This is a genomic window from Chitinophaga sp. 05T412 (assembly GCF_056396465.1).
This window is the reverse complement of the sequence record NZ_JBFTLN010000007.1, coordinates 54,565-79,155: the sequence shown is the minus strand read 5'-3', so window position 1 is coordinate 79,155 and position 24,591 is coordinate 54,565. Positions and strand designations below refer to the sequence as shown.

The 24,591-nt window shown below is 44.5% G+C and carries 18 protein-coding genes and 1 riboswitch; of the genes, 13 read left to right on the top strand and 5 right to left on the bottom strand.

Going from position 1 to position 24,591, the window contains the following annotated elements:
• The first annotated feature begins 54 nt into the window (after positions 1-54).
• From AC1DFM_RS16810 to AC1DFM_RS16780, 7 genes are all read left to right on the top strand, one after another.
• Positions 55-834 (top strand): AraC family transcriptional regulator, encoded by a 780-nt coding sequence (locus AC1DFM_RS16810; RefSeq protein ID WP_477077894.1) that lies wholly within the window; start codon positions 55-57, stop codon positions 832-834.
• Between the two features lie 71 nt (positions 835-905).
• Positions 906-1,757, top strand: coding sequence for a class I SAM-dependent methyltransferase (locus AC1DFM_RS16805; RefSeq protein ID WP_477077893.1), 852 nt, complete (start codon positions 906-908; stop codon positions 1,755-1,757).
• Positions 1,758-1,888: 131 nt separating this feature from the next.
• Positions 1,889-2,096, top strand: a riboswitch (cobalamin riboswitch).
• A gap of 107 nt (positions 2,097-2,203) precedes the next feature.
• Positions 2,204-4,273: a TonB-dependent receptor gene (locus tag AC1DFM_RS16800; RefSeq protein ID WP_477077892.1), complete on the top strand. Its 2,070-nt coding sequence runs from the start codon at positions 2,204-2,206 to the stop codon at positions 4,271-4,273.
• Entirely contained in the window at positions 4,270-5,421 is a 1,152-nt protein-coding gene (locus AC1DFM_RS16795; RefSeq protein WP_477077891.1) for a YncE family protein, read from the top strand. The genes AC1DFM_RS16800 and AC1DFM_RS16795 overlap by 4 nt, the downstream gene beginning before the upstream one ends.
• 17 nt (positions 5,422-5,438) lie before the next feature.
• Positions 5,439-6,914, top strand: a complete 1,476-nt coding sequence (locus AC1DFM_RS16790) for a hypothetical protein (RefSeq protein ID WP_477077890.1) — start codon at positions 5,439-5,441, stop codon at positions 6,912-6,914.
• Between the two features lie 47 nt (positions 6,915-6,961).
• On the top strand, positions 6,962-7,891 hold the full coding sequence (locus AC1DFM_RS16785; protein WP_477077889.1) for a DUF4465 domain-containing protein: 930 nt from the start codon (positions 6,962-6,964) through the stop codon (positions 7,889-7,891).
• 68 nt (positions 7,892-7,959) lie between these two features.
• The gene (locus tag AC1DFM_RS16780) at positions 7,960-9,477 is read left to right on the top strand and encodes a hypothetical protein (protein ID WP_477077888.1); all 1,518 of its coding nucleotides are present in this window, start codon (positions 7,960-7,962) and stop codon (positions 9,475-9,477) included.
• Positions 9,478-9,546: 69 nt separating this feature from the next.
• Here the strand turns inward: AC1DFM_RS16780 and AC1DFM_RS16775 are convergent, their stop codons facing one another.
• The 4 genes from AC1DFM_RS16775 to AC1DFM_RS16760 all read right to left on the bottom strand — a co-directional run bounded on the left by AC1DFM_RS16775 (position 9,547) and on the right by AC1DFM_RS16760 (position 16,515).
• On the bottom strand, positions 9,547-11,256 hold the full coding sequence (locus tag AC1DFM_RS16775; RefSeq protein WP_477077887.1) for a RagB/SusD family nutrient uptake outer membrane protein: 1,710 nt from the start codon (positions 11,254-11,256) through the stop codon (positions 9,547-9,549).
• A gap of 24 nt (positions 11,257-11,280) precedes the next feature.
• Positions 11,281-14,406 carry a SusC/RagA family TonB-linked outer membrane protein gene (locus AC1DFM_RS16770; protein WP_477077886.1) on the bottom strand — a complete coding sequence of 1,042 codons (3,126 nt, stop codon included), beginning with the start codon at positions 14,404-14,406 and terminating at the stop codon, positions 11,281-11,283.
• A gap of 567 nt (positions 14,407-14,973) precedes the next feature.
• Entirely contained in the window at positions 14,974-16,164 is a 1,191-nt protein-coding gene (locus AC1DFM_RS16765; RefSeq protein WP_477077885.1) for an MFS transporter, read from the bottom strand.
• Positions 16,165-16,239: 75 nt separating this feature from the next.
• The gene (locus AC1DFM_RS16760) at positions 16,240-16,515 is read right to left on the bottom strand and encodes an ArsR/SmtB family transcription factor (RefSeq protein WP_477077884.1); all 276 of its coding nucleotides are present in this window, start codon (positions 16,513-16,515) and stop codon (positions 16,240-16,242) included.
• A 148-nt stretch (positions 16,516-16,663) separates the two neighbouring features.
• Between AC1DFM_RS16760 and AC1DFM_RS16755 the strand changes: the two genes are divergently transcribed.
• The 3 genes from AC1DFM_RS16755 to AC1DFM_RS16745 all read left to right on the top strand — a co-directional run bounded on the left by AC1DFM_RS16755 (position 16,664) and on the right by AC1DFM_RS16745 (position 20,046).
• Positions 16,664-17,263, top strand: a complete 600-nt coding sequence (locus AC1DFM_RS16755; protein WP_477077883.1) for a hypothetical protein — start codon at positions 16,664-16,666, stop codon at positions 17,261-17,263.
• Between the two features lie 224 nt (positions 17,264-17,487).
• Entirely contained in the window at positions 17,488-18,669 is a 1,182-nt protein-coding gene (locus AC1DFM_RS16750; protein WP_477077882.1) for a histidine kinase dimerization/phospho-acceptor domain-containing protein, read from the top strand.
• Positions 18,670-18,696: 27 nt separating this feature from the next.
• Positions 18,697-20,046 (top strand): sigma-54-dependent transcriptional regulator, encoded by a 1,350-nt coding sequence (locus AC1DFM_RS16745; RefSeq protein ID WP_477077881.1) that lies wholly within the window; start codon positions 18,697-18,699, stop codon positions 20,044-20,046.
• A 71-nt stretch (positions 20,047-20,117) separates the two neighbouring features.
• On the opposite strand, the gene AC1DFM_RS16740 is transcribed toward AC1DFM_RS16745, so the two are convergent.
• Complete coding sequence (locus AC1DFM_RS16740) at positions 20,118-21,467, bottom strand: outer membrane beta-barrel protein (protein WP_477077880.1); 1,350 nt, start codon at positions 21,465-21,467, stop codon at positions 20,118-20,120.
• A 356-nt stretch (positions 21,468-21,823) separates the two neighbouring features.
• On the opposite strand from AC1DFM_RS16740, the gene AC1DFM_RS16735 reads away from it, so the two are divergent.
• The 3 genes from AC1DFM_RS16735 to AC1DFM_RS16725 all read left to right on the top strand — a co-directional run bounded on the left by AC1DFM_RS16735 (position 21,824) and on the right by AC1DFM_RS16725 (position 24,448).
• The gene (locus AC1DFM_RS16735; RefSeq protein WP_477077879.1) at positions 21,824-22,366 is read left to right on the top strand and encodes a hypothetical protein; all 543 of its coding nucleotides are present in this window, start codon (positions 21,824-21,826) and stop codon (positions 22,364-22,366) included.
• Positions 22,367-22,636: 270 nt separating this feature from the next.
• Complete coding sequence (locus AC1DFM_RS16730) at positions 22,637-23,242, top strand: RNA polymerase sigma factor (protein ID WP_477077878.1); 606 nt, start codon at positions 22,637-22,639, stop codon at positions 23,240-23,242.
• A 78-nt stretch (positions 23,243-23,320) separates the two neighbouring features.
• Positions 23,321-24,448, top strand: coding sequence for a FecR family protein (locus tag AC1DFM_RS16725; RefSeq protein WP_477077877.1), 1,128 nt, complete (start codon positions 23,321-23,323; stop codon positions 24,446-24,448).
• Positions 24,449-24,591 lie beyond the last annotated feature (143 nt).

The window sequence follows — 24,591 nt, the reverse complement described above, 5'->3', positions numbered from 1 at the left end:
TTGGTAAATTTGGGTATAGGAAGATAAATACCGATCACTTTACTTTACGCAAAKATGGATGCCAGGATCATATTACCCGTAGCGCCGCTTCGAAAATATATTCGTTTCTTTTGGCTATTGGAAAACAACAGTACCGATGTTATTGAGAAATTTAAAGTGATTCCTGACGGAGCACCAGGACTGGTCTTTCAGGAAAATCCCACCGCAGTATACAAAGACAATCAAACACTGCCACAATCCTTTCTATTCGGACAAGCCACGCAATACCTGGAGATGAGTGCCAGAGGACACTTCCGGAATATAGGCGTCAGCTTTCAGCCAACGGCATTACAACCTGTTTTCGGGGTAGCGCCAATTGAATTAACACAACGGCATGTTGACCTTCACGATATCCTTCACACCACCATCAGTGATCAACTCGTTAATGAGTCATCATCTGTAGCGCGTATTGCTGCATTGGAGCAGTTTTTCCTGCAACTCACCAGGAATAGTAAAAATGAAGATGATCCGGTGAGATATGCCATTGCTCAGTTTCAGCAGGGCGGAGAATTAAAACAGGTGCAAACATATCTGCAGATATCAGAACGTTCGTTGGAACGGATGTTTAAAAAACATGTGGGCATATCTCCCAAATTGTATGCAAGGATATGTCGCTTCCAGGCTACGTTGAAAACGCTGCGTACCACGCCGATAGCATCATTAACAGCGCTGGCCTACGGGGAGAATTATTTCGATCAGTCCCATTTTATCAGAGACTTTAAGTTCTTTGCAGGGACTACGCCCGGCGCTTTTTTACAGCAGGCCAGGGAACGATTCCCTGATTTCAGTGCTTAAATGAAGGGCTGTCGGGTTTATACAATTCCTTCAAATGAAGGAGCGTTAATTTTGCAACATCAACAACAAGCATGATGGAAACAAATAACCCAATACAACCTGATAACACCGCACTAAGAACGGCTTTGTGGAGAGCCTTACACGTACAGACAGATGCAAAGCCGCATGTGCTGGAAGATGAAATAGGATKGCAGTTAATAGCACCGCCAGACGATTGGCAGGAGCGCCCCGATATGAAGTATACGAAGCGGCTCAGGGCCTCTATTGTAGCCCGTTCCCGGTTTATTGAAGACCTGGCGAAAGAACAGATTGCCAAAGGCGTAAAACAGTATGTGCTGCTCGGCGCAGGATTGGATACGTTTGCGCAGAGAAATAAAGCCATCAGCGCACCAGTAGATATATACGAGATAGACCAACCCAATACCCTGACCTGGAAGGCAGCACGACTCCTTGAAAAAGGATACCCCATGCCCGATAATCTTCATTTTGTGCCGGTTAACTTTGAAGTGTCCTCCTGGTGGGAAGAGCTGTTGCACAGCGGCTTCCAGGTACAGCAACCCGCTTTTGTTTCCTGCACAGGTGTTACCCTTTATCTTACCCGGGAAGCAATTATAGACACGCTCCGGAAAATGATGTTGCTGACATCTGGATCATTGATAGCTATCGCCTTTTATTTGCCGGTAGCATTGCTGGAGCCGGAAGATCAGCCCCTGCTGGAAATGGCGATTAAAGGAGCTGCTGCTTCAGGAACACCCTTTGTCAGTTTTTTTTCAGAAGAAGAAATCGTCGCATTGGCGAAAGAAGTGGGATTAAAAGATATACAAACGATTTCCACGAAAGATATGACAGACCGATATTTCAGCGGAAGAACAGATGATCTGCTGCCTGCCAGCGGAGAAATATTTCTGGTAGCCAGGACCTGAACATCCCGGTGTATTTAATTTATCTAGTGTGGTGTTTTGTTTTTTGTCATCTATAGAAAGATGAGCAACAGCATTCCCCGTGCTGTTGCTTCATAATTATTCTCCTCCTTGCTCTTATTCAATAATTTATTGTACTTTCACGCCGCAATTTGGTTGCTAACATGATTTCACAATGTTAGCATTAATAGGGAATCAGGTGAAAATCCTGAGCAGACCCGCTACTGTAAGTTCTGTTATAACACTTTGACATCTGCATGCCACTGTTTTTAGAAAATAAAAATGGGAAGGCCGTTCAAAGTGAGAACAAGCCAGGAGACCTGCCATTGCAGATACGTTTAAAGCTTTCGGCGTTGAAGCTTTGAATACAGCTACCACTGAATTTATTCAGGAATTTTTTTAGTATGTCTTCCGGTGTAGTCATCGGGCGACTTCAACTATTAACCTATATGCAAAACGCATTAAAAGCGTTGCCAATGCTATTTCTAATGGCTATTGGCATTCATCTGTACGGACAGCAAACCGATCGTAGCATTACACGCGTAGATACGATGCGTGTCAGAACATTGAAGGGGGTCACTATTTCCACCATTGGATATAGAGAAGTGATTCCTTCGCAGAAATTGTCCGATGATCAGTTGAAAAGTTTGAACAGCTTTTCTGTAGCAGATGCTATCCGGTATTTCGCCGGTGTACAGGTAAAAGACTATGGCGGTATAGGTGGCCTGAAAACGGTTGATATGCGCAGTATGGGCACTAACCATATGGGCGTATTTTATGAYGGTATCCAGTTAGGAAATGCCCAAAACGGACAAATAGATCTTGGGAAGTTTTCCATGGATAATATCGAATCTATCTCTGTTTACAACGGTCAGAAAAGCGAGATCTTTCAACCCGCCAAAGACTATGGCTCCTCAGGCAGCATCTATCTGAGAAGCCGGAAGCCTGTTTTCGATTCTTCCAGAACTACCCATTTCAAAGGTGTTTTTAAAACAGGTTCGTTTGATCTGATCAACCCATCTGTATTATTTGAGCAGAAGCTTTCAACAAACGTTAACTATTCCGTAAGTGGAGAATATGTTAAATCTTCCGGCCGTTATCCATACCGTTATAAAAGAGTATTTCATGACTCTCACAGTATTGCCTGGGATACCACTGCCATCAGAAAAAATGGAGATATCAATGCCGTAAGAGTAGAAGGTGGACTATATGGCAATATCAACCGGGGTTGGTGGAATGCGAAGGCATACTTTTATGATTCTGAAAAAGGCATTCCCGGCGCCATCGTTAACAATATCTGGAAACGCTCACAGCGGCAGTGGGACCGGAGCTTCTTCGTGCAAGGGTCTTACCAGAAAAATATTGTCAAAGGGTACGATTTACAAGTCAACGCGAAGTACGCTAATGACTACATGCGCTATCTCAACCCGGATACAACGTTAATGTATATCAATAATATTTTTCGCCAGCAGGAATGGTATGGATCTGTTGCCAACAAATATGCCGTGTCGAAAAAAATTGATATCAATCTGTCCACAGATGTTCAGTACAATACGCTGACCGCTAACCTGGATGGTTTTGTATTCCCTAAAAGATTCACCTCCCTCGTAGCCCTGGCCGGCGCAGGGGAATTTGGGAAAGTGAAAATACAGGCCAGTGTTTTAGGTACCTTTGTGAATGAACAGATTACCATCGGAAATACTTCTAAGGGAGATTCCGCAGCAGCAGCTCCCACGAAGCATGAAATAACGCCCGCGGTATTCTTCTCCTACAAGCCTTTTTCAAATAGAGATTTTAACATCCGCGCCTTCTATAAGAATATCTTCCGGATGCCTACTTTTAATGACCTCTATTACACGGATATTGGTAATATCCGTTTGCAACCCGAATATACCCATCAATACAACCTCGGATTTTCCTATGGGAAAAGTCGTCCGGGATCGCTGTTGAGTGAATGGCAAATCCAGGCAGATGGCTACTTTAACCAGGTCACCAATAAAATACTCGCTATTCCAAAAGGCAGTGGCATGTTTCGCTGGACCATGATGAATGTTGGGATGGTAGAAATCAGGGGAGTGGACATTGTGGGCGATATGGCTTTTAATCTTCCCAAAAATATCTTCTTCAATATAAGAGCGGCGTATACTTATCAGTCGGCACAGGATTTTACCAAACGAAAAAGTACCGAATTACAAAAGGTGACTTATGGCGGACAAATTCCTTATGTCCCCTGGCATAGCGGATCACTTATTTCGAGTATACAATATCAGTCGTGGCGACTGAACTACAGTTTTATTTACGTAGGCGAACGTTATAACAACTCCGCGAACATCCCCGTTAACTACGAACAACCGTGGTACACCAGTGATATATCTGCCTCAAAAAATATCCGGTTTAAGCACTACCAATGCCGGATTGCCGGAGAAATGAATAATGTACTCAGTCAGGATTTTGATGTAGTAACGAATTATCCGATGCCTAAACGTAATTATAAAATCATCTTATCTGTTGAGCTATGAGAACACATCCCTTATTTTTTATCGTGTTGTTGGTGTTCGTAGCTACTTCCTGCAGAAAAGAGGTGGAAGTTTTCACAAGTGAAGACACCTTGCTGGATTCGGCTTCACAAAACGGCTTTGCTGGTTTCTATCTCCTGAATGAAGGTAATATGGGCAGCAACAAAAGTACGCTCGATTATTTTGACTATACCAAAGGAGAATATAAACGGAACATTTATGCCGCCATCAATCCCACGGTGCCCAAGGAATTAGGAGATGTAGGGAACGATATTGCTATTTACGGCGGCCGGCTTTATGCGGTAATCAATGCTTCCAATAAAGTGGAAGTGATGGATGCAAGGACCGCCCGTAGAATTGGACAAATTGAAATTCCTAATTGCCGCTACATTAAGTTTGATAAAGGATTTGCCTACATCACTTCTTATGCGGGCCCTATCCAGATTAATCCCAATTACACGCAAAAAGGCTATGTCGCCAAAGTGGATACTGCTACGCTTTCTATTGTTGCCAAATGTATTGTAGGCTTCCAACCAGATGGCCTTGAAATCACGAATGGTAAAATTTACGTGGCTAATTCCGGCGGCTACATGGGCGCCGGGAGCACAGAAAAATACGAGCGAACCGTTTCTGTCATTGACCTGGCCACCTTTAAAGAAGATAAACGAATTGACGTAGCCTATAATCTCGATCACATCAAAGCAGATAAACGCGGTGACCTCTGGGTAACCTCCCGGGGCGATTATAAGAAGCTGCCTTCCCGGCTTTATTTTATTGATAAAACACTGGAAAAAGTAACAGACACCATACCTATTGCCGTGAGTAACTATTACCTGGATGGCGACTCCCTATATGTGTATAGTACGGAGTGGAGTTATATTACATACTCCAATGTTATTACCTATGGCATCGTGGATACGCGCACGCATAAGGTGGTGAGCCGCGCTTTTATCACGGATGGAACAGATAAAGAGATAGAGATACCGTATGGAATTATGGTACATCCCACCACCAAAGATATCTATGTAACAGATGCTGGTAATTACGTTTCGCCTGGCATGCTATACTGTTTTACAAAAGAAGGCAAAAAGAAATGGGGCGTACGTACAGGCGATATACCCGCACATTTTGCTTTACTGCCTAAACCTTAATCACTGAAAATTAAAGTATGAGAAACATTTTTACACTAAAATGGCTGATAGTCGTTGTGTTGTTCATTGCCTCCTGTAAAAAAGAGGAGTACCGGGCTCCCGGTATCTCTGGGGGAAACGCAGATACACTGGTACTGAATATCGGTGATAAAATTGTACTGGCGCCTAACATTACTAACCTGAAAGGAAATGATTATACCTGGTTAGTGAATGGAAAACAAATGGCGGCAGGGCAGGTAAACTATACCTTTGAAGCCGCTGTAGCGGGTAATTTCGAGGTGGTTTTTAAAGTCAATAATAAAGGAGGGGCTGCGGAACAATCTTACAAAATTAAAGTAGAGCAACCTATTGCCATATCCATAGCAGAGCAGCCGGAAGTGGCCATGTGTTCCGTAAGAGAAATCAATCCTACCATCACCGGACCAGATCGTACCGACTACGACTATGAGTGGTCCATCGGAGATTCAGTGATTGGTAAAAAAAGAAACCTGAGCTTTATTGCAACGGTAGCCGGCACCTACGAGCTGAAGTTTCGCGCCACAGTAGGCAAGCAAACAACTATTTCTTCCCGCAGCATTACGGTGAAACCGATGCAATATGTAAACAATGCATACATGGTGCTGGAGTATGCGCCCGCACCCGGTAAAAATCATAACTGGTCTATTGTAGGGTCTTCCGAATTCTGGAAGTATGGCGAAGAATATCCGCTGTCGTATAACGATTTTCTGGCCAAAGCGTCTGATATCCGGAAAGAAGATACGTATGCATCGTTGATGATCGGCTCCTGGGGCGGATCTGCCACCTTTAAATTTGATCACACCGTAGCCAACGTAGCAGGTAAGCCTGACCTGGAACTGAGAGCTACTTTTTCAAAATTAGATTTACCTGCTGTGTATGTGGCGTATGATCGTAATAAAAATGGTAAGCCGGATGCAGATGAATGGTATGAAATTAAAAATGATGATTACGGACTGGAAGATATGCCGGACTATGAAATCACTTTTACATATAATAAAACAGATACTGACGCAAGGAGAGTATACAGCTACTACAACTGGAAAGATAACCAGGATAAACCTGCATCTGGTGAAATAGTAACGAACAAAACCTTTACCAGCGCTACTACCGAAGCCGGTACTTTCTCTACCAGAGGCCTCTTCCCAGGTTTAAGCATGCCGGATATATCTACTAAAAAAGTGGTATTGCTGGATGGATGGAAAAGTAATTTCTCCCGTAAAGGTAAGCGTATCACGAAAAACGTTACCGGCGGAAACCCTTTCCAGCAGCTGCTAAGCATTGATATTGATATGGCCGTAAACAGCAAAGGAGAAATTGTGCAGTTACCAGGTATCGATTTTGTAAAAGTAGTGAAAGTCATTTATCCTATTGAACAGGATTTTATGAACGCTGGCGGAGCCACTGTAGATAGTAATATGGAAGAAGGACGCATGTTACAGGTAGCGGGGATCACTGATAAACACCTCAAAAAATAAAGAAAGCCGGGCCACCCGATTAAATATCTCACAAAAAAATAAGACTTATGAAGACATCCTTTTCTTATAAAACCCTTATAGTCGCAATTCTTGTACTGGCAGCATCCTGCTCCAAGCAAAATGATCTGTCGCCGGTGCTAACCCAACCGGAGGGAACCACTAAAACAGCGAAGGCCAATTCCTTGCTGTCTACTTCCTACACCATCACTTTTGATGGAATAGGTAGCAGCTATATGGCCGGACCTACCTCTTACGGAGATAATGCCTATTCCGCCTGGACTGGTACCCAGATAGCCCCTTATACACATACCCCCAGCAATCTGAAGTTTGCAATCAAAGGCGCTGGTGGTACTACACCTGTTGATTACTGGAACGGCGGGTTCGTTATTTCCGACTGGAATTACAAAGCAAATATTCCTGGTAAAACCGGTGACTGGTGGTATTCTTACCTCAATCAGTGCAGCGTGTATTCCGGTACCAGCGGCTCGAAAAATGGCGGCTATGGTGGCAGCAGCAATTTTGCCACCATGTTTGGCTATGTAGATGCTTATAACTCCAGCTACGCCACCCGTCCTAAAATTGACTTTACCAGCGGCAGCGGACTGATAGAAGGAATGTATGTATGTCTTTCTTCTTACACCTATGGTGTGATCATGAATGGTAACGCCTTTGGCTCTTCCGGCGTGGCAACACCGTTGAAGGACGTAGCTAGCGGGAAAGGCTATTTTAAATTACTGGCATATGGCTTTAATGGCAGCACACCTACTAATGGTGGCGCCCCTGTTGAAATTTATCTGGCACAGTATAATAACCATTTGCCGGTAGTAGCCCCGGTAACGGCATGGACTTACTTTGACTTGTCAGACTTAGGTACCGTAACGCGTGTTGAATTYAACTTTCAAGGTAACGATTCAGGTACCTATGGGTTAAATACACCCGCTTATGTGTGCATAGACAACGTTAAAGTGACGTTGTAATCATTACAATGCCCGGCTTTCTTTTAACGCTGCTCATCAATGATGACGGCATAAATAATTTTGACAAAATGAATAATAGATTTAAATCACTCCTTTATCTGGCCTGCGCTTTATTTTTAATTAGCAGCTGTAAAAAAGAAGAGGCAGAGATTCCTGAAACGCAGCCTGTTATTAAAGGGATAGAGGCGGAATATTATGTGGTAGTGAAGGAAACGCTGCTCCTGAAACCTACTATCGAAGGTAAAATAGATTCCATTGTATGGATACAAAATAATAAGAGAGTGGTGAATGCACCGGAATATAATTTTCAGGCATCTGCTAACCCGGAAACGTATAGCCTGGTTATCATGGCGTACAACAGGGGAAACATCTCTCAAAAAGTATTAAAAATTACTACCGGCAGGTATCTCAACAGGGAAACCACTGCCAATAGCGTTTTATCGTTGGAAGCATCAAAGAAATTTGACGGTAAACAGGATGTAAAGTGGCAGGTATTATCAGCGCCGTCTAACCTTTACAGACTAACGGCTAATAATGCTACTGCGTTGTTTAGCACTGTCGACAGAGGTACTTACCAATTAAAAGTTTCCTCCGGCGACCTCGTGGATACACTGCAGATAACCGTAAAGCAAACCGCGCAGGCGCCATCTCCTTACATCGCAAAAGTGTTCGACTATTTGCCGGCTCCGGGACAGTTTGTCAATGAACTACCCAAATACGCAGCTGGCGACAGTTACGAAACCATGGTGACGAAAGCCGGTAGGGAGCTGATAGGAGAAAATGCTAACCTGATTACCTTAGGAGGCTGGGGCGGTTACGTGGTACTGGGTTTTGATCATACGATCGTAAACGTTGCCGGCAGACGCGATTTCAGAATTCAGGGGAATGCTTTTGGCGCCAATGCCAACCCACGTCCTAATGCACCTTTTGGAGGAAGCTGCGAGCCGGGCATCATCATGGTGGCATATGACAAAAATAAAAATGGTAAGCCGGATGAAGAGGAGTGGTATGAAATAAAAGGAAGTGGTAGTTTATCGGCTGAAAATGAGCCATGGTACAGCACTGCCGTTAGTACTAAAATTGATACGCGTACTTTTCACAACTACGAAATGACTTACAACCGTCCAACTACGGAGCAACCTGGTGACCCTCAAGGCCATGTGAGCATCAGTAATTACATTCGTTGGTCAGATAACCAGGGACAACAGGGATATAAAATCAAAAATACCTATCACGCGCAAAGCTATTATCCTGCCTGGGTAAAAGAAGACAAGCTTACTTTTAAAGGTATCCGTCTCGCCAACAACGGGATAGAAGAGAGTGGACAGGGTAGTTACTATGTACTATATGCATTCCGGTATGGCTATACCGACAACTATCCTAATGGACACGATAATTCTGCTATCGATATCGATTGGGCGATTGATAAAAATGGTAATAAAGTGAATCTTCCGGGCATCGACTTTGTAAAAGTATACACTGGTGTAAACCAGGAAAATGGCTGGCTGGGAGAGAATTCTACCGAAGTAGGACGTGGGGAAGACCTGCACCTGCTAGGCACCAACATTGCGACGATCAACCAATAGACACTAACTTCATAAAAAAAGCGTGATACATTCCTAAAGAGTGTATCACGCTTTTTAGTTGATGACAGATTAGTTAGTATAACCCTGATTCTGTTGCAATACCGCACCTGTATTCTGTGTGATTTCAGTGGTAGGTATTGGCCAGAGGTTGTGATAGGTTTCGATCGATAAACCAGATTTTGGATTATATCTTTTATCACGATCGTACAACAGTCCTAAGCGGGTGAGCGTTACCGCGCGGAATTCTTCCATATACAATTCACGTAAACGTTCATCCAGGATATAATCCATATTGATGTCGGCAGCAGTGGCGGCGGTGGTTTGTGCCCTGCTACGCAATACATTGATATCATCTGCGGCCAGTTGTTTTTGTCCTTTGCCGAGATAAGCTTCTGCTCTGAGCAGGTAGGTTTCTGCCAGGCGCGCCATGTATTTCGGAATGAATAAACGGGAAGCGCCGTTCAACAAAAATCCGCCAAATGGATTAGTGATATTCGAAAGGACCGCCGGGCCGGCCGCAGATACGAAGTCACCCGCAGATGGCGACATCTTCCTGATAATCGGATAAAAGTTACGGATGGTATCCCTGTAGTCGGCTGGTTGCACTTTGGCTTTATAGCCGTCTTTTACATACCATTTGCCGTAATCCGGGGAGGTAGCCGGTACACCGGAAATCTGAAGGTCCCTCACTATGTTGTTCGGAGAATTGCGGATATCTCCCGGTGTCCATATTTCATAGAAGAAGTGGGAGGTAGGGCGTATCCAGCCGATGCCGTTAGACGAAACACTGTCTACAAATTTTGCATTGAACAAAATAGACATCTTGGTTTTTGTGGTGGATTCTACAATTCTTACCCCTCCGAGACTGGGAACTACCGCCCATGCTGTTTGATCGCCCACGGCAGCAGAGTTGTTCAGCGCGGTTTGTATCACCAATAGGCCTTCATGGTTGCCGGTGCTATAATTCTGGTTGTTGTATTCAAACAAGTCGCGGTAAGCATCCCCGGGCAAATTAGCTCTTCTGCCAAATCTGCTGGTCATCAGCGATACACCGGAAAAGTTGATCACCTCGGATGCGCTGGTGATGGCGCCATCATAATCTTTTAGGGAGATGAGTACTTCCGTGAGGACATGTTTGGCGATCTGTTTGTTTACTGTTCCATCAGGCACCTGGCTAATATCAGATAGTAGGCCGATGGCTTGCAGCAGGTCCTTTTTACTTTGCTGATATACTTCGTCTCTGCTGGCACGTACATAGTCGTAACGCGGCGCCTGTAACTCATTCAGTTCAATAGGCACTCCACCGAACAGGTTAGCCAGTACGTTGTAGGAATACGCCCTGAAAAATAAGGCCTGACCCAGGAAATTCTTCTTATCTGCGTCACTCAGCTGGTTGGGCTTATTCAGTTCCGCGATGATCAGGTTCGCATTGGTGATGATTTTATAGTAGGCAGTCCAGATGCCCTGCGGAATGAAATAGCTGGGTACCATGGTGGCCTTATAGGCGTTGAGTTTCGCTGCCGGATCATAGTCGGTGCCGTTATAAGCGAAGTCGGTGGCATAATATAATCCGAAATAGGTATCCAGGTTCATATTACCCATGTAGATGTTCCTGAGACCGTTGTACAGGTTGTTGGTAGCCTGCTGGTACTGGATAGCTGTTTGCAGTGAGTTGTCCGGTGTATAGATCGATAACGGTTCTTCATCCAGGAAGCTTTTGCTGCAGGAAGATAACACCGTGCCAATGCCAAAGAGATATATGAGAATTCTTTTTTTCATTTCTTACAGTTTACGGGTGAAGCATTAAAAGGTCACGTTAACGCCCAGTGAAAAGTTTTTCATCACAGGGTAGCCGTTCTGGTCAAGTCCAAGGCCGCCTGGTATTCTCAGTCCCAATGATGACCGCTGAGTGGAGGGGGGATTGGATTCAGGGTCCCATCCGTCCCATTTGGTGATGGTCAGCAGGTTTTGCGCATTCACGTATACACTGGCAGCCTTTACCACTTTTAAGCGGCTTAATATTCCTTCCGGAAGCATATAGGTGAGCGTAACATCCTGCAAGCGGATAAAGCTGCGGGACACATAAGGACCAAAGTTTTCACCCAGCGTAGCTACATAAGCAGCAATGCTTCTATAGCGGGCGTTGGGATTGTTAGGTGTCCAGTAGTCGTATACAAAACCATTGTTGTTACGGATATTATCTGGATTCAGTAACATAATACCTGGTGCGCCGAGGTAACTGTTTTTACCACCCTGGATAGTATTGATAAAGAATTTCAGCTGGAATGCTTTGTACTGGAAGCTGTTGGAGATACCGAGACTGTAAGATGGATCCAGTTTGCCGAGTATTTGTTTATCTGCCGGTGTAATTTGTCCGTCGCCGTTTTTATCTTCAATTTTATATTGACCTGCTTTAAAACCCTGTGCAGCAAGACTAGCGGGAATTTGTTCTCCCAGTTGATACATGCCGGTGATTTTGTAATCGTATACTACACCGTAAGGCTGACCAATAAAGTAGCTTAAGATAGGATCTCCACCATTGATCAGATCATTTTTGGTACCGTCTATATCCAATACTTTGTTCCGGTTGCGGAAGAAGTTAGCGGTGACTTCCCATTTGAAGTTTTTGTTGCTAACCGGTACGCCGGTGATGTTCAGCTCTTGTCCTCTGTTCTGGATTTTTCCGATGTTGATGAGGAAGCTGTTGAAGCCGGTGACAGTAGGGGTAGCTCGTGAGTTCAGCAGGTTTTCTGAATTGGAGAAATATAAATCCAGTGAACCAAAGAGCCGGTTGTTGAAAAAGGAGAAGTCAACACCTGTGTTGAAGGAATGAGTGGTTTCCCAACGCAGGCCAGAATTAGGTAACTGGTTCAGGAAAGAACCCAGTTGTGCGCCGCCGGAGCTGCCATACAGGTAACCGTTTGCCAGGCCAACGCTCATCTGCGCCAGTGTTTGGTAACGGCCTACGGTTCTGTTACCGGTAGAACCGTAAGACAATCTTAATTTCAGATCATCGAGGAAGCTGACAGACTTCAGGAATTTTTCTTCTTTCATGCGCCATGCAAAGGCAACAGAAGGGAAGGTAGCCCATTTGTTGAGAGCAGAGAAGCCAGAAAATCCATCTCTTCTGACAGTTCCGGTAATGATATATTTTTTATCGAAAGAATAAGACAGCCTGGCCATTTGATAAAGTGCCTGTTCCTGCCATGGGAGGGTGGACAGATCGTTTGATACAGTAAGCCGTGCAGGATCACCCACATCCAGCCTGTTATAAGATAGGGAGCCATTGGTAATACCACCTGCGGAAGTGGAAGTACCATCATGGATGTTTTTCTCTGCACCATACAACAACGTCAGGTCTACACCATGTTTTCCAAAATCTCTTTTATACGTGAGGATATTATCCAGTGTCAGGAAGTAATCCGTCATGTAAGTTTTGTAGGCGGTGGCTTCAACAGAAGGTGCGTTATAGTTAAAGCGGTTGGTGTAAATGTAGTTGTTACCAAAGTTAACGCGGTAGTTCAATCCCTTTATATACGGGATGTCTACGCTCACGAAGAAGTTGCCTAAGATATTCAGGTTACGGTCGAAGTCGCGTGATCTTTTCAGCACTTCCAAAGCCGTGGGGGTAGTCGTTTGCGGATAAAATTCCAGCATCTTACCTGTTTTAGGATCGAAGGGCAGGTTGTATGGCTTCAGCTGCATGATGTCGGAGAACGTAGGAGACACGCCGCTATAGTCGTTGATAGAAAGTCCTGTTTGGGCGCCTACGGTGATCCAGTCGGCGGGTTTGGCTTCCACGTTGATTCTCACACTATTCCTGCGGTAGTTATCATTTTTAATAAGATTGATCTGATCGAAGTAGCCATAGCCGAGGTAGAAGCGGATTTTTTTAGAGCGTCCGCTGAGGCCAATATTATGGTTTTGTATCCTGGGGCGGCTGTTGGTCATCAGGTCCCACCAGTTAGCTTCATATCCGGCTTTGTAGTTATCGCCTTCAATGCCTGGCATTTTCGTAGTGGGGTCCCAGTTAGGATTCATTTTGGTCATGTCGTTGGGGTCCCGGCTTTCGGACAGGTACCAGTCGCCCAGCTTTTGAATGTATTGAGCGCCGCTGGCAGGCTTCATCTCTTTTTTGGTCATTTCCTGTATGGAATAGGCGCCGCTGTAGTCGACGGTGAGTTTATCAACGCCACCTGCTCCGCTTTTGGTCGTCACCAATACCACGCCGTTAGATGCCTGGGAGCCGTATACAGCGGCTGCACTGGCGTCTTTCAGCAGGTCGATGCTGGCAATGTCAGCAGGGTTGATAGAGGTGAGTGATCCTCTATAGATCAAACCGTCTACTACAATCAGTGGAGAGGTAGTACCGGAAATAGAGTTTCTGCCGCGTACCATGAGGGTAGGGTCGGTGCCCGCTCTGGTGACTTGTCCTACGGTGAGGCCGGGAACCGTACCGCGTAAGGAAGACATCACGTTGGCATTGGGTGATTGTTTTTGCAGCTGCAGGTCGGCTTTAGCTACGGAGCCGGTAACATCCTGTCTTTTCCGGGTACCGTATCCGATCACGACTACGCTGCTCAGTTCACTTACACTGGAAGTTACTGCAAACGATAGCGTAGCATTATGCCCCGGCACAATTTTATATCCTGCAAATGATTTTGCGTCGTAGCCAATCATGCGCACATTAAAAGCGTAGTTGCCGGCTGGTAAGTTTTTGAATACAAATTTTCCGATGCTATCGGAGATGGCAATATTCACACGTTTGCCGTTGACGGATGCCTCAACGGTGGCGCCGGGGAGTGGTGTTCCTCCCTGATCCGCCACTGTACCGCTTACGCTGCCCGTGGTGTTTTGTGCGTAAGATTGGATAAATGCAGTACAGAGCGTCAGAATAATTACAATAGTTAGTTTCCCTGTTACTCTCATAAAACGATTTTTTGGTTGTTAGCTATGATGGGATAAAGTGCGTTTAGGTAGTCGCAGCAACTACCCGAATTTTCTTCATTCGTGGTTTTTTCCATAATGTGTTTTTTAACGTGAATCGATGTTGGTTGAGTGTTTTATGCAATCGTTTGCATGATACGGCGAAAAAAAAAGTTCTACAGTTTATAAGATGAAAAATATAATTATCTGCTTATAGGAAAACGGCTGCTTGTTATGGCTATCAGCACATCTTTCCATTACACATAACGGCGCCCCGGTGATTTCATATCGTTTGAAAGTGGAATTAGTAGGTTCTAACATAAACGTGTTTTTGTAGGGCAATGACAGGAAGTTATAGAATAAATAATATTGCTCGTGACAATTTTTGGGCTGCTGGTAAAATAATATTAATAATTGCTTAATTTATATTTAAATCCTTGCTGAATGAAGGTGAGGCATCAATACAATTACAAAGCGTGATACACCTTCTAAAATGTATCACGCTTTGTAATTTATATGGCATGATCAATGGGTACTTCTTAAAGACAGCCCAACTGACCAATGATTGTTTTAAGCATGCATCATGCGGGCAGCAAGTTCCTCTTCTGTTATCGGTTCCGCTACCGTTGCGGGCTGTGTTTTTTCAAAGGTTACAAAGCTCAGTGCCAGGTTAACGGTCAGCAATCCTATACTCATCCACAGTACATTATGTACGCCGTAGTGGGCAATGATAATACCACCCAGCATGGTGCCTAATGATATCCCGATATTATAGCAGGAGGTGAGCAGACTATTCACAAATTCCAGTGCATGATGTGGTACGGTGCGCGTGGTGCGGATATTACCGATTAAGAACCCGCCGGTATGAATAGCGCCCCATATCGCCAGTACTGCTACCATCGGTGTAAAGACGCCGCCAAAGAAATAAGCGAGGACCTGGATGAATATCAGTGAGGAAAAAAATATCCGGGTCACCAGCATCACGTTTTTGCTGATAGTGATACCAATGATCAAGTTACCCAGTAGCCCCATTCCGCCAAACAGCAGCAGCATGATACTGATTTGTGCGCCATTCATGTGCGTTACTTTTTCGAGATAAGCGGCGAGGTAACCATAACTGGAGAACATACCCGCCAGCATTAAGATCGTAGTAGTGAGATTAAGCCACAGCTGCGGATTTTTCAATACATACAGCTGACTATTCCCTGCCACTTTTTTAGCAGCCGGCATAGAAGGAACAAACAGTAACATACCGGTAAATGCAATCAGGCTGATAAAGCTGGCCAGGAAAAAGGAAGCCTGCCAGTTGTTGAAGAATTCAGCGGCGTAAGTGGTCATCGGTACACCCATGACGGCAGCAATGCTCACGCCGGACATCACCACCGATACTGCTTTACTGCCGGACTCTTTAAAGGCAGTTGCCAGCGAAATATTCCAGAACAGCGGATGCAGGAAAGCTGGTAACACACGGGCAATCATCAGTACCGTGAAATTAGGAGAGAAAGCCGAAAGCAGGTTGGACACGACGAAAACAGCCAACACAGAAGTCATCAGTATCTTCTTATTAATGTTGCTGGTCAATGCCGTGATAAAAGGGGAAGATACGGCCACCGTCAGCGCAAAGGCGCTCAGTAGCCATCCTGCCGTTTCCAGGGACACACCAAATACCTGGGCAAGATTGGGGAGCACACCTATAACGCCAAATTCGGTGGTAATAATGCCAAAAGCTCCCAGAGCCATTGCGTATATTGACTTTTTCATTAGTTAAATTAATTTGAATATTTAAATGATTCGATATAATTAAGCCGGCAAATAGGCCATCTTCTCCATAAAAAATTATTTCCTTAACGCATTCAGGCGATCGATATATGCGCCAAGGACTTCCTGGTTCAACAGGTACTTAATATTCCTTCCTTCTTTTTCAGATATCAGCAAATCGGCATCTACCAACTGCTTCAGGTGGTGGGAAACGGAGGGCTGGGTCAGATCCAGCATATCGGTGATCTCTGCACAATACATACATCCCTGCTTCTTACGCACCTCCTGCAAGATCGTAATCCTGCTGGCATCACTCAGTGCACGGGATATCTTCTCAAATTTTTTATTGTCCATATGCAATAACAAATTTATTCCGATGTAAAAGTAGTAAAAAAATAGATAGAAACATATAAATGTTTCTATGATAATTTTATGACGTTTTTTAAATGTGTAATTATTGTTATGTTTACAGCTCGACAATTATTTCAATACTCCCTTTACCATGGAATATCCAACAACGGCTACCCCGACACAACAGCAGCTCCAAAGCGTTTTAGGCGGACTATCACTCATGATCATCAATACACTTATATGGACAACCATCGGTGAAATCACCTTGCATGGCCGGGATTACGGGCTTATCGGCGTTTTATTTGCCGGGGTGGTGATATCGTTTATAACTTTTTATACCAGGTTTCGCAAGGCAGCAAAGCAACTGCCACCAGAACCAGTGGTGGTAACAAACGATCAAAAAAAGAGTAAAGGATTTATGTATATTTTTATCGCCGAAGGCGCAGCGATATTAATATTGAAAAATGTATTGGTGAATATTGACCGGGACGACTGGTTCCTCCCAGGGGTGGCTGCAATCGTTGGCCTGCACTTTTTCCCTTTGGCAAAAGTATTTAACCGCAAATTCGATTACTATATGGGCGCATTCGTTTGCCTGGTAGCAATTACCGGGTTTGTATTACTCAGCAAGGGATACTCCACAGCAGTAACAACCCCCGTTGTTAGTACAGGTTGTGCAATTGCGACTTCCATCTACGGCACCATGATGGTGCTGAAAGGAAATAAAATACTAAGGGAAGAAATCCGCTGATATCATCTTCCACCTGCTATGACAGGCATCTCCTTTCAGGAAAAGATCGTTTTCATGTCAAAATGAAAAAGACCCTCCCATTTTGGTATACCTGCTATAGCCCGGCTGATATTGACATTTTTATAATCCATTTATTGTCAATGAATTGAGCTGGGAAACGATCCCTAACGCAACATGGCATTGGTTTAGTGGCGCTGCTGATACACCCACTCAATTCAATGCAAATGTCACTGAACTTAAAAACAAAATTTTCCCTGGGATTGATTTTCCTGTTCCTGATGACGCTGGCCATCAGCATGCAGGGAATTTATCAGATCTACCAGTTGAATGGAGATGTGCGCCTGATCCTCCGGGAAAATATCAGATCCATTATGTTCTCCAACAACATGCTGGGCGCCCTTGAACGACAACCAGTACAACTGGATGTATTAAAAGAGAACCTGCTGCTTCAGGAACAAAATGTAACGGAACCCGGGGAAGACAGTGCCACCACACGCGCTGCATCACTGGTGCAACAACTTCAGCTGCATCCGGAAAACCCCCAGTTGGTGGTGGAACTACGACACGCCATTCTACAAATATCGGCCATCAATCAGCAAGCCATCATCCGGAAAAATAATATATCTTCTGCAGCAGCTTCCCGGGCCATTCTTACGTTATCTGTCATCACCCTGATACTACTCAGTGTATCCATCCTGTTTATCTTCAGCTATCCGCATATTATTACGCATCCTATCCATCAACTGATTGCCGGAATCCGGCAGATTGCCGATAGGAAATACAATACCCGCATCCATATTGACCGAAGCGACGAACTAGGCGAATTGGCCACTGTGTTCAACAGGATGGCAGAGAAATTACATGAATATGAAAACAGCAACCTGGAGAAAATAAAACTGGAGAAAACAAGGATAGAAACAATCATCAATCAGATGAACGATGGTATTATTTGTTATGATACCCATCATCAACTGCTGTTTATGAATGAAGTGGTGACGCGTTTATGTGGCCCACAACTCATGGAAAGAGCCATCATGCTGGCGTCTATCAACAAACATCCGGTCAATCAGCAGCTGCGGATCGGGCCGGCCGTTTTTATAAAAGAAGTCATCAGCAATGACCAGGGAACAGTCACTGTACTGCGCGATATCAGTGCATTTGAAGCACTGGAAGCTGCCAAAACTAAATTTATCGCTACGGCGTCGCACGAACTCAAAACGCCCATAGCAGCCATGAAAATGAGCCTCAGCTTATTATCGGATAAAAGAACCGGGCCATTGCAGGAAGGACAACAGGCGCTGCTGGACAGCATCAGCGAAGATGTAGAACGTATCTTACAAATCAGCAGTGAACTGCTGGATTTTACTCAAACAAAAGTAGGGTCGATCCCTAATCTCCGGCATTAATTTTTTTCAATTTTAATACACCAAAACATGACAACCGGTACGGTTTTACTCGTAGAAGACGAAGAGAAACTTCGTCAGTTATTGAAACGTATTATTACCTTGGAAGGCTTTCGTATCCTGGAATGTGATACCCTGAAAGCCGCACGGCAGCTGCTGCATACAGAAACCATAGACGTAGTACTCAGTGATATCATGCTGCCCGATGGCAATGGCATCGATCTGGTTACGCACATGCGGGAAAAACAGCTGCCCGCTGAAATCATCCTGCTAACAGCTTATGGTAACATCGCCGACAGTGTACGTGCCATCAAGAATGGGGCCTTTGATTATATCACCAAGGGCAATGATAATGCCCGGATCATCCCGTTGCTGCACCGCGCGCTGGAGAAAGTACAATTGCAAAACCGCGTAGTACAGCTGCAAACAAAAATCAATAACAACTACGCCTCTTTTGATGCGCTGCTGGGTACTTCGACCGGGATTCGTGAAGCCCGGAAAATGGCGATGAAAGCGGCGCCCAGTAATGCTGCCGTATTGCTGTTGGGAGAAACCGGTTCCGGAAAAGAAATGTTTGCACAAGCCATTCATAATGCCAGCCATCGGGCAGAAAAAGATTTCCTCGCCATCAACTGCAGTGCCATCGGGAAGGATATACTTGAAAGCGAAATATTTGGATATAAAGCAGGCGCATTTACCGGCGCAGTGAAAAATAAAAAAGGACTGATAGAAGAAGCACATCAGGGTACTCTTTTCCTGGACGAAATAGGTGAAATGCCATTGGACCTGCAAGCTAAGCTATTAAGGGTCCTGGAAACCAGTGAATTTATAAAGGTAGGAGACACTAAAGTAACGAAGGTGGATATACGAATTATCGCTGCCACAAACCGCAACCTGGTGCAGGAAATTGAACAGGGGCGGTTTCGGGAAGACTTGTTCTACCGCCTCAATGTATTTACCATTGAGCTACCGCCACTAAGGGAAAGAAAAGAAGATATTCCTTTATTTGCAGCGCATTACCTGCAACAGTTTGCCAGCAAGTCCAATACACAGGTAGCGCAGATGAGCCGGGAGTTTATAGAACACCTGAAACTACATGAATGGCGTGGGAATATCCGGGAATTGAAAAATATTATGGAACGCGCCGTCATCATCTGTACCGGCAATACACTTACCATGGATGATTTGCCATTGGAGTTCACCCTGCATAAGCATCCGGTAAAACAAAAGCCCGGTACTTTTGATCTGGCAGTGATGGAGAAAATGCATATTCAATGGGTAGTGGATCATGTAAACGGTAATAAGTCGAAAGCCTCCCGGCTATTGAATATCAGCTTGTCTACCCTTTACCGGAAGATGGATGAATATAAGATGGCATGATAAAAAAAAACTGCCTGGTAAAGAATTACCCGCAGTTGTATAATACCTATATTAAAAATCAAACGAGTTTATCAGAACCGTACAATGAGATCCATGGCTGCTGTAAACTGATCTCTGCGCGTTCCATTATCATATGGGGTAGCATCGTTGTTCCACGCTTTTTCATATCGTACTTCCGGCCTTATTCTGATCAGGTCGTTGAAGTGATGGACCCAACCAATCGTATGACTGGTATAGGTGGTGGTGAAACCGGTGCGATTGCCCTGCGGATCGTTCAGGAGGTCATTTCTGACAGACAGATAGTCTTTCTTCGCCGATAACTGTATCTGGAAATAATTCACGGCGCCCACAGCAGATGCAATACCTGGAATGGTATTACCTAAGCCGGTACCCATGTACCACTCTTTCCCCGGACCTTCAATGGCGGTACCACCTACGGCAGCGTCATGTTGCCACATATAATATACCTCGGTATTCATATGTACTTTTTCACTGAATTTATGTCCCCAGGTAGCTACTGCCATTTGTAGATTGTCGTGTGCATCTTTATAGTAGCCTTTACCAAGGCTATTAATGCCACCATACAGCGAGTTTCTGTTATTGGAAGATACCCAGCGTACCATGGCGAGGCCATTCAGACTGGAGGAACTGCTCCATGGCGCTATATCATTACCGCCATGCGCGCCTACAGAAAGCTGCCAGTGGGAATTCAGCCGTAGTATGGCATGTACACCGGTGAACGTATACGGGTCTACCGTAAACATCAGGGAGTGCGAATACAGGTAATTATCCGGCGCCCATTGGGCTTCAATATCAGCCGGAGAAATAAAGCGACCTACCTTAATCAATAAGCCTTCTGCTACTTTAGGAAGATATAACATGCCATACACCTGTGTGGGATCATACCCATACAGATGGTTGTTTTTTAACAGCTGGTCACTGAAAATACCTTTTGCCAACGTATAGCGATAATCGGTACCATAAATATTATCAATTACAAAACCCCAGTCGGCGTGATCCCGCTGTACGGTATTCGGTTGCCGTTCTATGCGTAAAATAGCCTGATCCAGTACTACCCGGTTGGGTACAAGATTATAGGAAGTAGGTGCATTCGAATTTTTGGAGGTACTGAAATTAGCACCGATGTCTATCCAGCCATAAATTTTAATCCGGCTTTTACTTTTTGCGAGTCCTAATAGTTTGGTCAGTGGGTAGTCTGGTGCGTCTGCAGGCGCTCCGATAAGGGGCCCGCCTACCCATTCCCCGCTGGGAAATGGCGGAGAAGAAAGGGGAGAAGGTAAGCATCTTCCATTAGATCCATCTACAATAACAGATTGGTTTTTACCAGTAGTGTCTTGCTGCGCGTATCCATATGACAGGGACAAAGTCAGGATAAGCGACGTTACAAATCTTCGTTTCATTTTTTTGCTCGTTTATACAATTTGGCGGTTACATTCCCAATTGTGTGCCTGTGTAAGTAATGTTGAATGTTGGTTTGGTGAAACCCTTATCCAATAAACATTCTGGCTGTCAGAAAGTTCAGGCCGTCTGCTTGAAAGGGAAAAGAGAAGTATGTCAAAATGAGAAACCAGGTCATTTTGAAGCAGGGGTATTTCATTTTGACTACATTTCTCATTATAGTATACTCCTGTAATTTTTTTTTAGGGAGATGTGTACGCCGGAATCCTATGCCCATCAACAGATGCCGGTATCGATGCTGCAGGAATAATAAAGGGCATCCCAATTGTAAAAGAACGGATATAAATTATCATATATCATGAAACAGTTTTTAGCAGCCCTGTTGATGGCAGGTGTGTTGTCTCCGGTAATGGCTGGTGTGGGCCATCAAAAAACAGGCGGGCTTTATCTCTCTATGTCCGACTATGTGGCCAATCATCTCCGTTATGAGCATGGGAATATTAAGTTACATTCCCGGAGATCCTACCTGAGTATTCAATTGAACAATGGACCCGTGCAGGTTTCCAAAGATTCCGTATTTGCAGTGGCATTAAAGGATGGAAAAACCTATCGGCTGTTGGCCCATGTGAACTACGAAATCCTGAACAGGAATGCCACGTTACTATTGTATAAAAAGCAGAAGATGGCCACTGGAAAGGCATTCCCCAGAGACGACTTCCAATATTATTTTTCTGCGGGAAATGGCCCGGTGCAGGAATTAACAAGCTGGAATTTGAAAAAGGCTTTCGGTGAGAGGAAAGCTTTGCCGGATCAGCTGGATGAAAATTTCAGACAGGATAGTGATTTAATGACTTATGATTCATTTCATCACATGTATAAGCTGGAGTGGCTTTTACGGTAACCCCCATTTATTTGTGCCGCGATATTATCAATTTTCGATGCTTTTTTGATCGGTCTGATTCTCCCGATGTCCGTTGCTGAAAATATGGGGTTGTAATAGATTTGGCTAAAAATCCAACTGGTATTGAGTTTTAATATAGCCGGTTGGTAATAAGGGTATTATTTGCTATCTGCTGAAGGATCGATATCACTTCTATTGACCCTTCTGCGAAAGCAAATAATCCTTATTTTTAGCTGGTTCACCTTTTTTTAGGGCAATTTTCCACGTGGTATGATTTCGTCAAATACGGTATCTGTTAGTAATTCCCAGCTATTGCAACTGGTGGCGGAGGGAAATGAAAATGCCTTTCAGCAATTATTCGATAGCTATGCCGACAGAATTTACGGTGTAGCATATACGTACACAAAATCGGCTCATCTCTCTGAGGAAATAGTGCAGGACGTTTTTATAAAAATATGGCTTAAAAGAGCCGCCTTACCCACCGTTAAAAGCATAGCTGACTATGTTTTTATTATTGCCCGCAACAGAATTTTGAATGAGTTACGCCGGCTCCGGTTGGAGAAGGACTACCTGCGGCAGCTATTGTCTGAAGAAACAGACGGGCTGCAGTCACCGGAAAGTGAGTATGTTTTAAAAGAATCCCGTGGTCTTATTATAAACGCCATTAATAACCTGCCTCCTCAGCAAAAAGTCATCTATCAATTGAACCAACTCCAGGGAATTAAGCTGGGAGAAGTGGCATTACAATTAGGTTTGTCCAGGAATACTGTCAGGAATCACTTGTCGAGAGCTACACAATCGATTCGGGAATATCTCCATGAACACCTGGATGAGCATACTTTTCTCTTCGTGATCCTATTTCTTGCATTAAAATAATACCCCACTGGTACATTTTTCCAGGTCGCGTGTCTTTATATCTGAATCAGCTACAACTGTACTGGTAACATAAGCATTATGCAACGATTCCACCGTATAATAAAAGCATACCTGGATGGCAGGGTATCGAAGAGAGCGTTGTCGAAACAATTATCTGTACTCGATGATGAGCTGCATACAACGATTCACGACCAGTTGGAATCGGGGACTTTCGACGGCCTTACCAGTCCGGAAAGCCGGCAGGCCATGTACCATCGTGTAATGGCACAGGTAAAGAAAAAAGAGAAGAAACCCATTATCTTCTACCATAAATGGCTCCGGGCTGCCGCTATGCTGTTACCATTGATGATAGTGGCCGGGTGGCTGTATGTTGCCCGCGAAAAGCATCCGGGGAAAATAGCACAATATCGTACCACGCTGCTGGCAAAGAATAAGGTGATGCTCACGCTGTCGGATGGTACTGCTATTGAGCTGGACAGTTCCGGTAAGGGCGTAGTAGCCCAACAAGGAAATACGGTGGTATTGAAAAAAGAGAATGGACAATTGGTCTATCATCCATCAACCAATAAAGGTGGAGAAATATTGTATAACAAGATAGCTACCCCAAAAGGAGCCACCTTTCAGGTAACGTTGCCGGATGGAAGCGTAGCATGGCTAAATGCCGCTTCCTMCATCCGTTTCCCTGTAGCGTTTTCAAAGGATAGCCGGCAGGTAGAAATAACGGGAGAAGCCTATTTTGAAATAGAGAAAGATAAAGCCCCTTTTCGGGTAAAAGCCGCTGGCGGAGAAATACAGGTCCTTGGTACGAAGTTTAACGTAAACGGCTATACGGATGAAAGCGCCCTTAAAGTAACATTATTGGAAGGTGCGGTGAAAGTGGCTGGCCACAGGGATAGTGTGATGCTGCGCCCGGGCCAGCAAGCAGTGCTGGTCAGCGGACATGCGGATGTTACCCCGGCGGATATCGACKAAGTGATGGCCTGGAAAAATGGCAACTTCGTTTTTAACAGTCTTACCCTACCCGAAATTATGCGCCAGATTTCCCGCTGGTACGACATAGAAGTAACTTATGAAGGCCCGGTTAGTCAGAAGCGTTTCACCGGAATAGTAGGACGCAATGAAAGCATTGAAGAAGTACTCAGTTTTATGCAGGCAGCCGGTATCAGGTATAAAATGAACGATAGAAAAATAATAGTAATGCAATAAATATCACCAAAATCAGCCCATAAAAAAACCGCTCTGTGTGCGAGACAGAACGGTTGTATGCGGGCGAATAATCTGGGCATAGTATCCGGATAGGAAGTGCCATGCTCAGAAGTCTCTGATTCTTCACCCAAATCCACTCATTA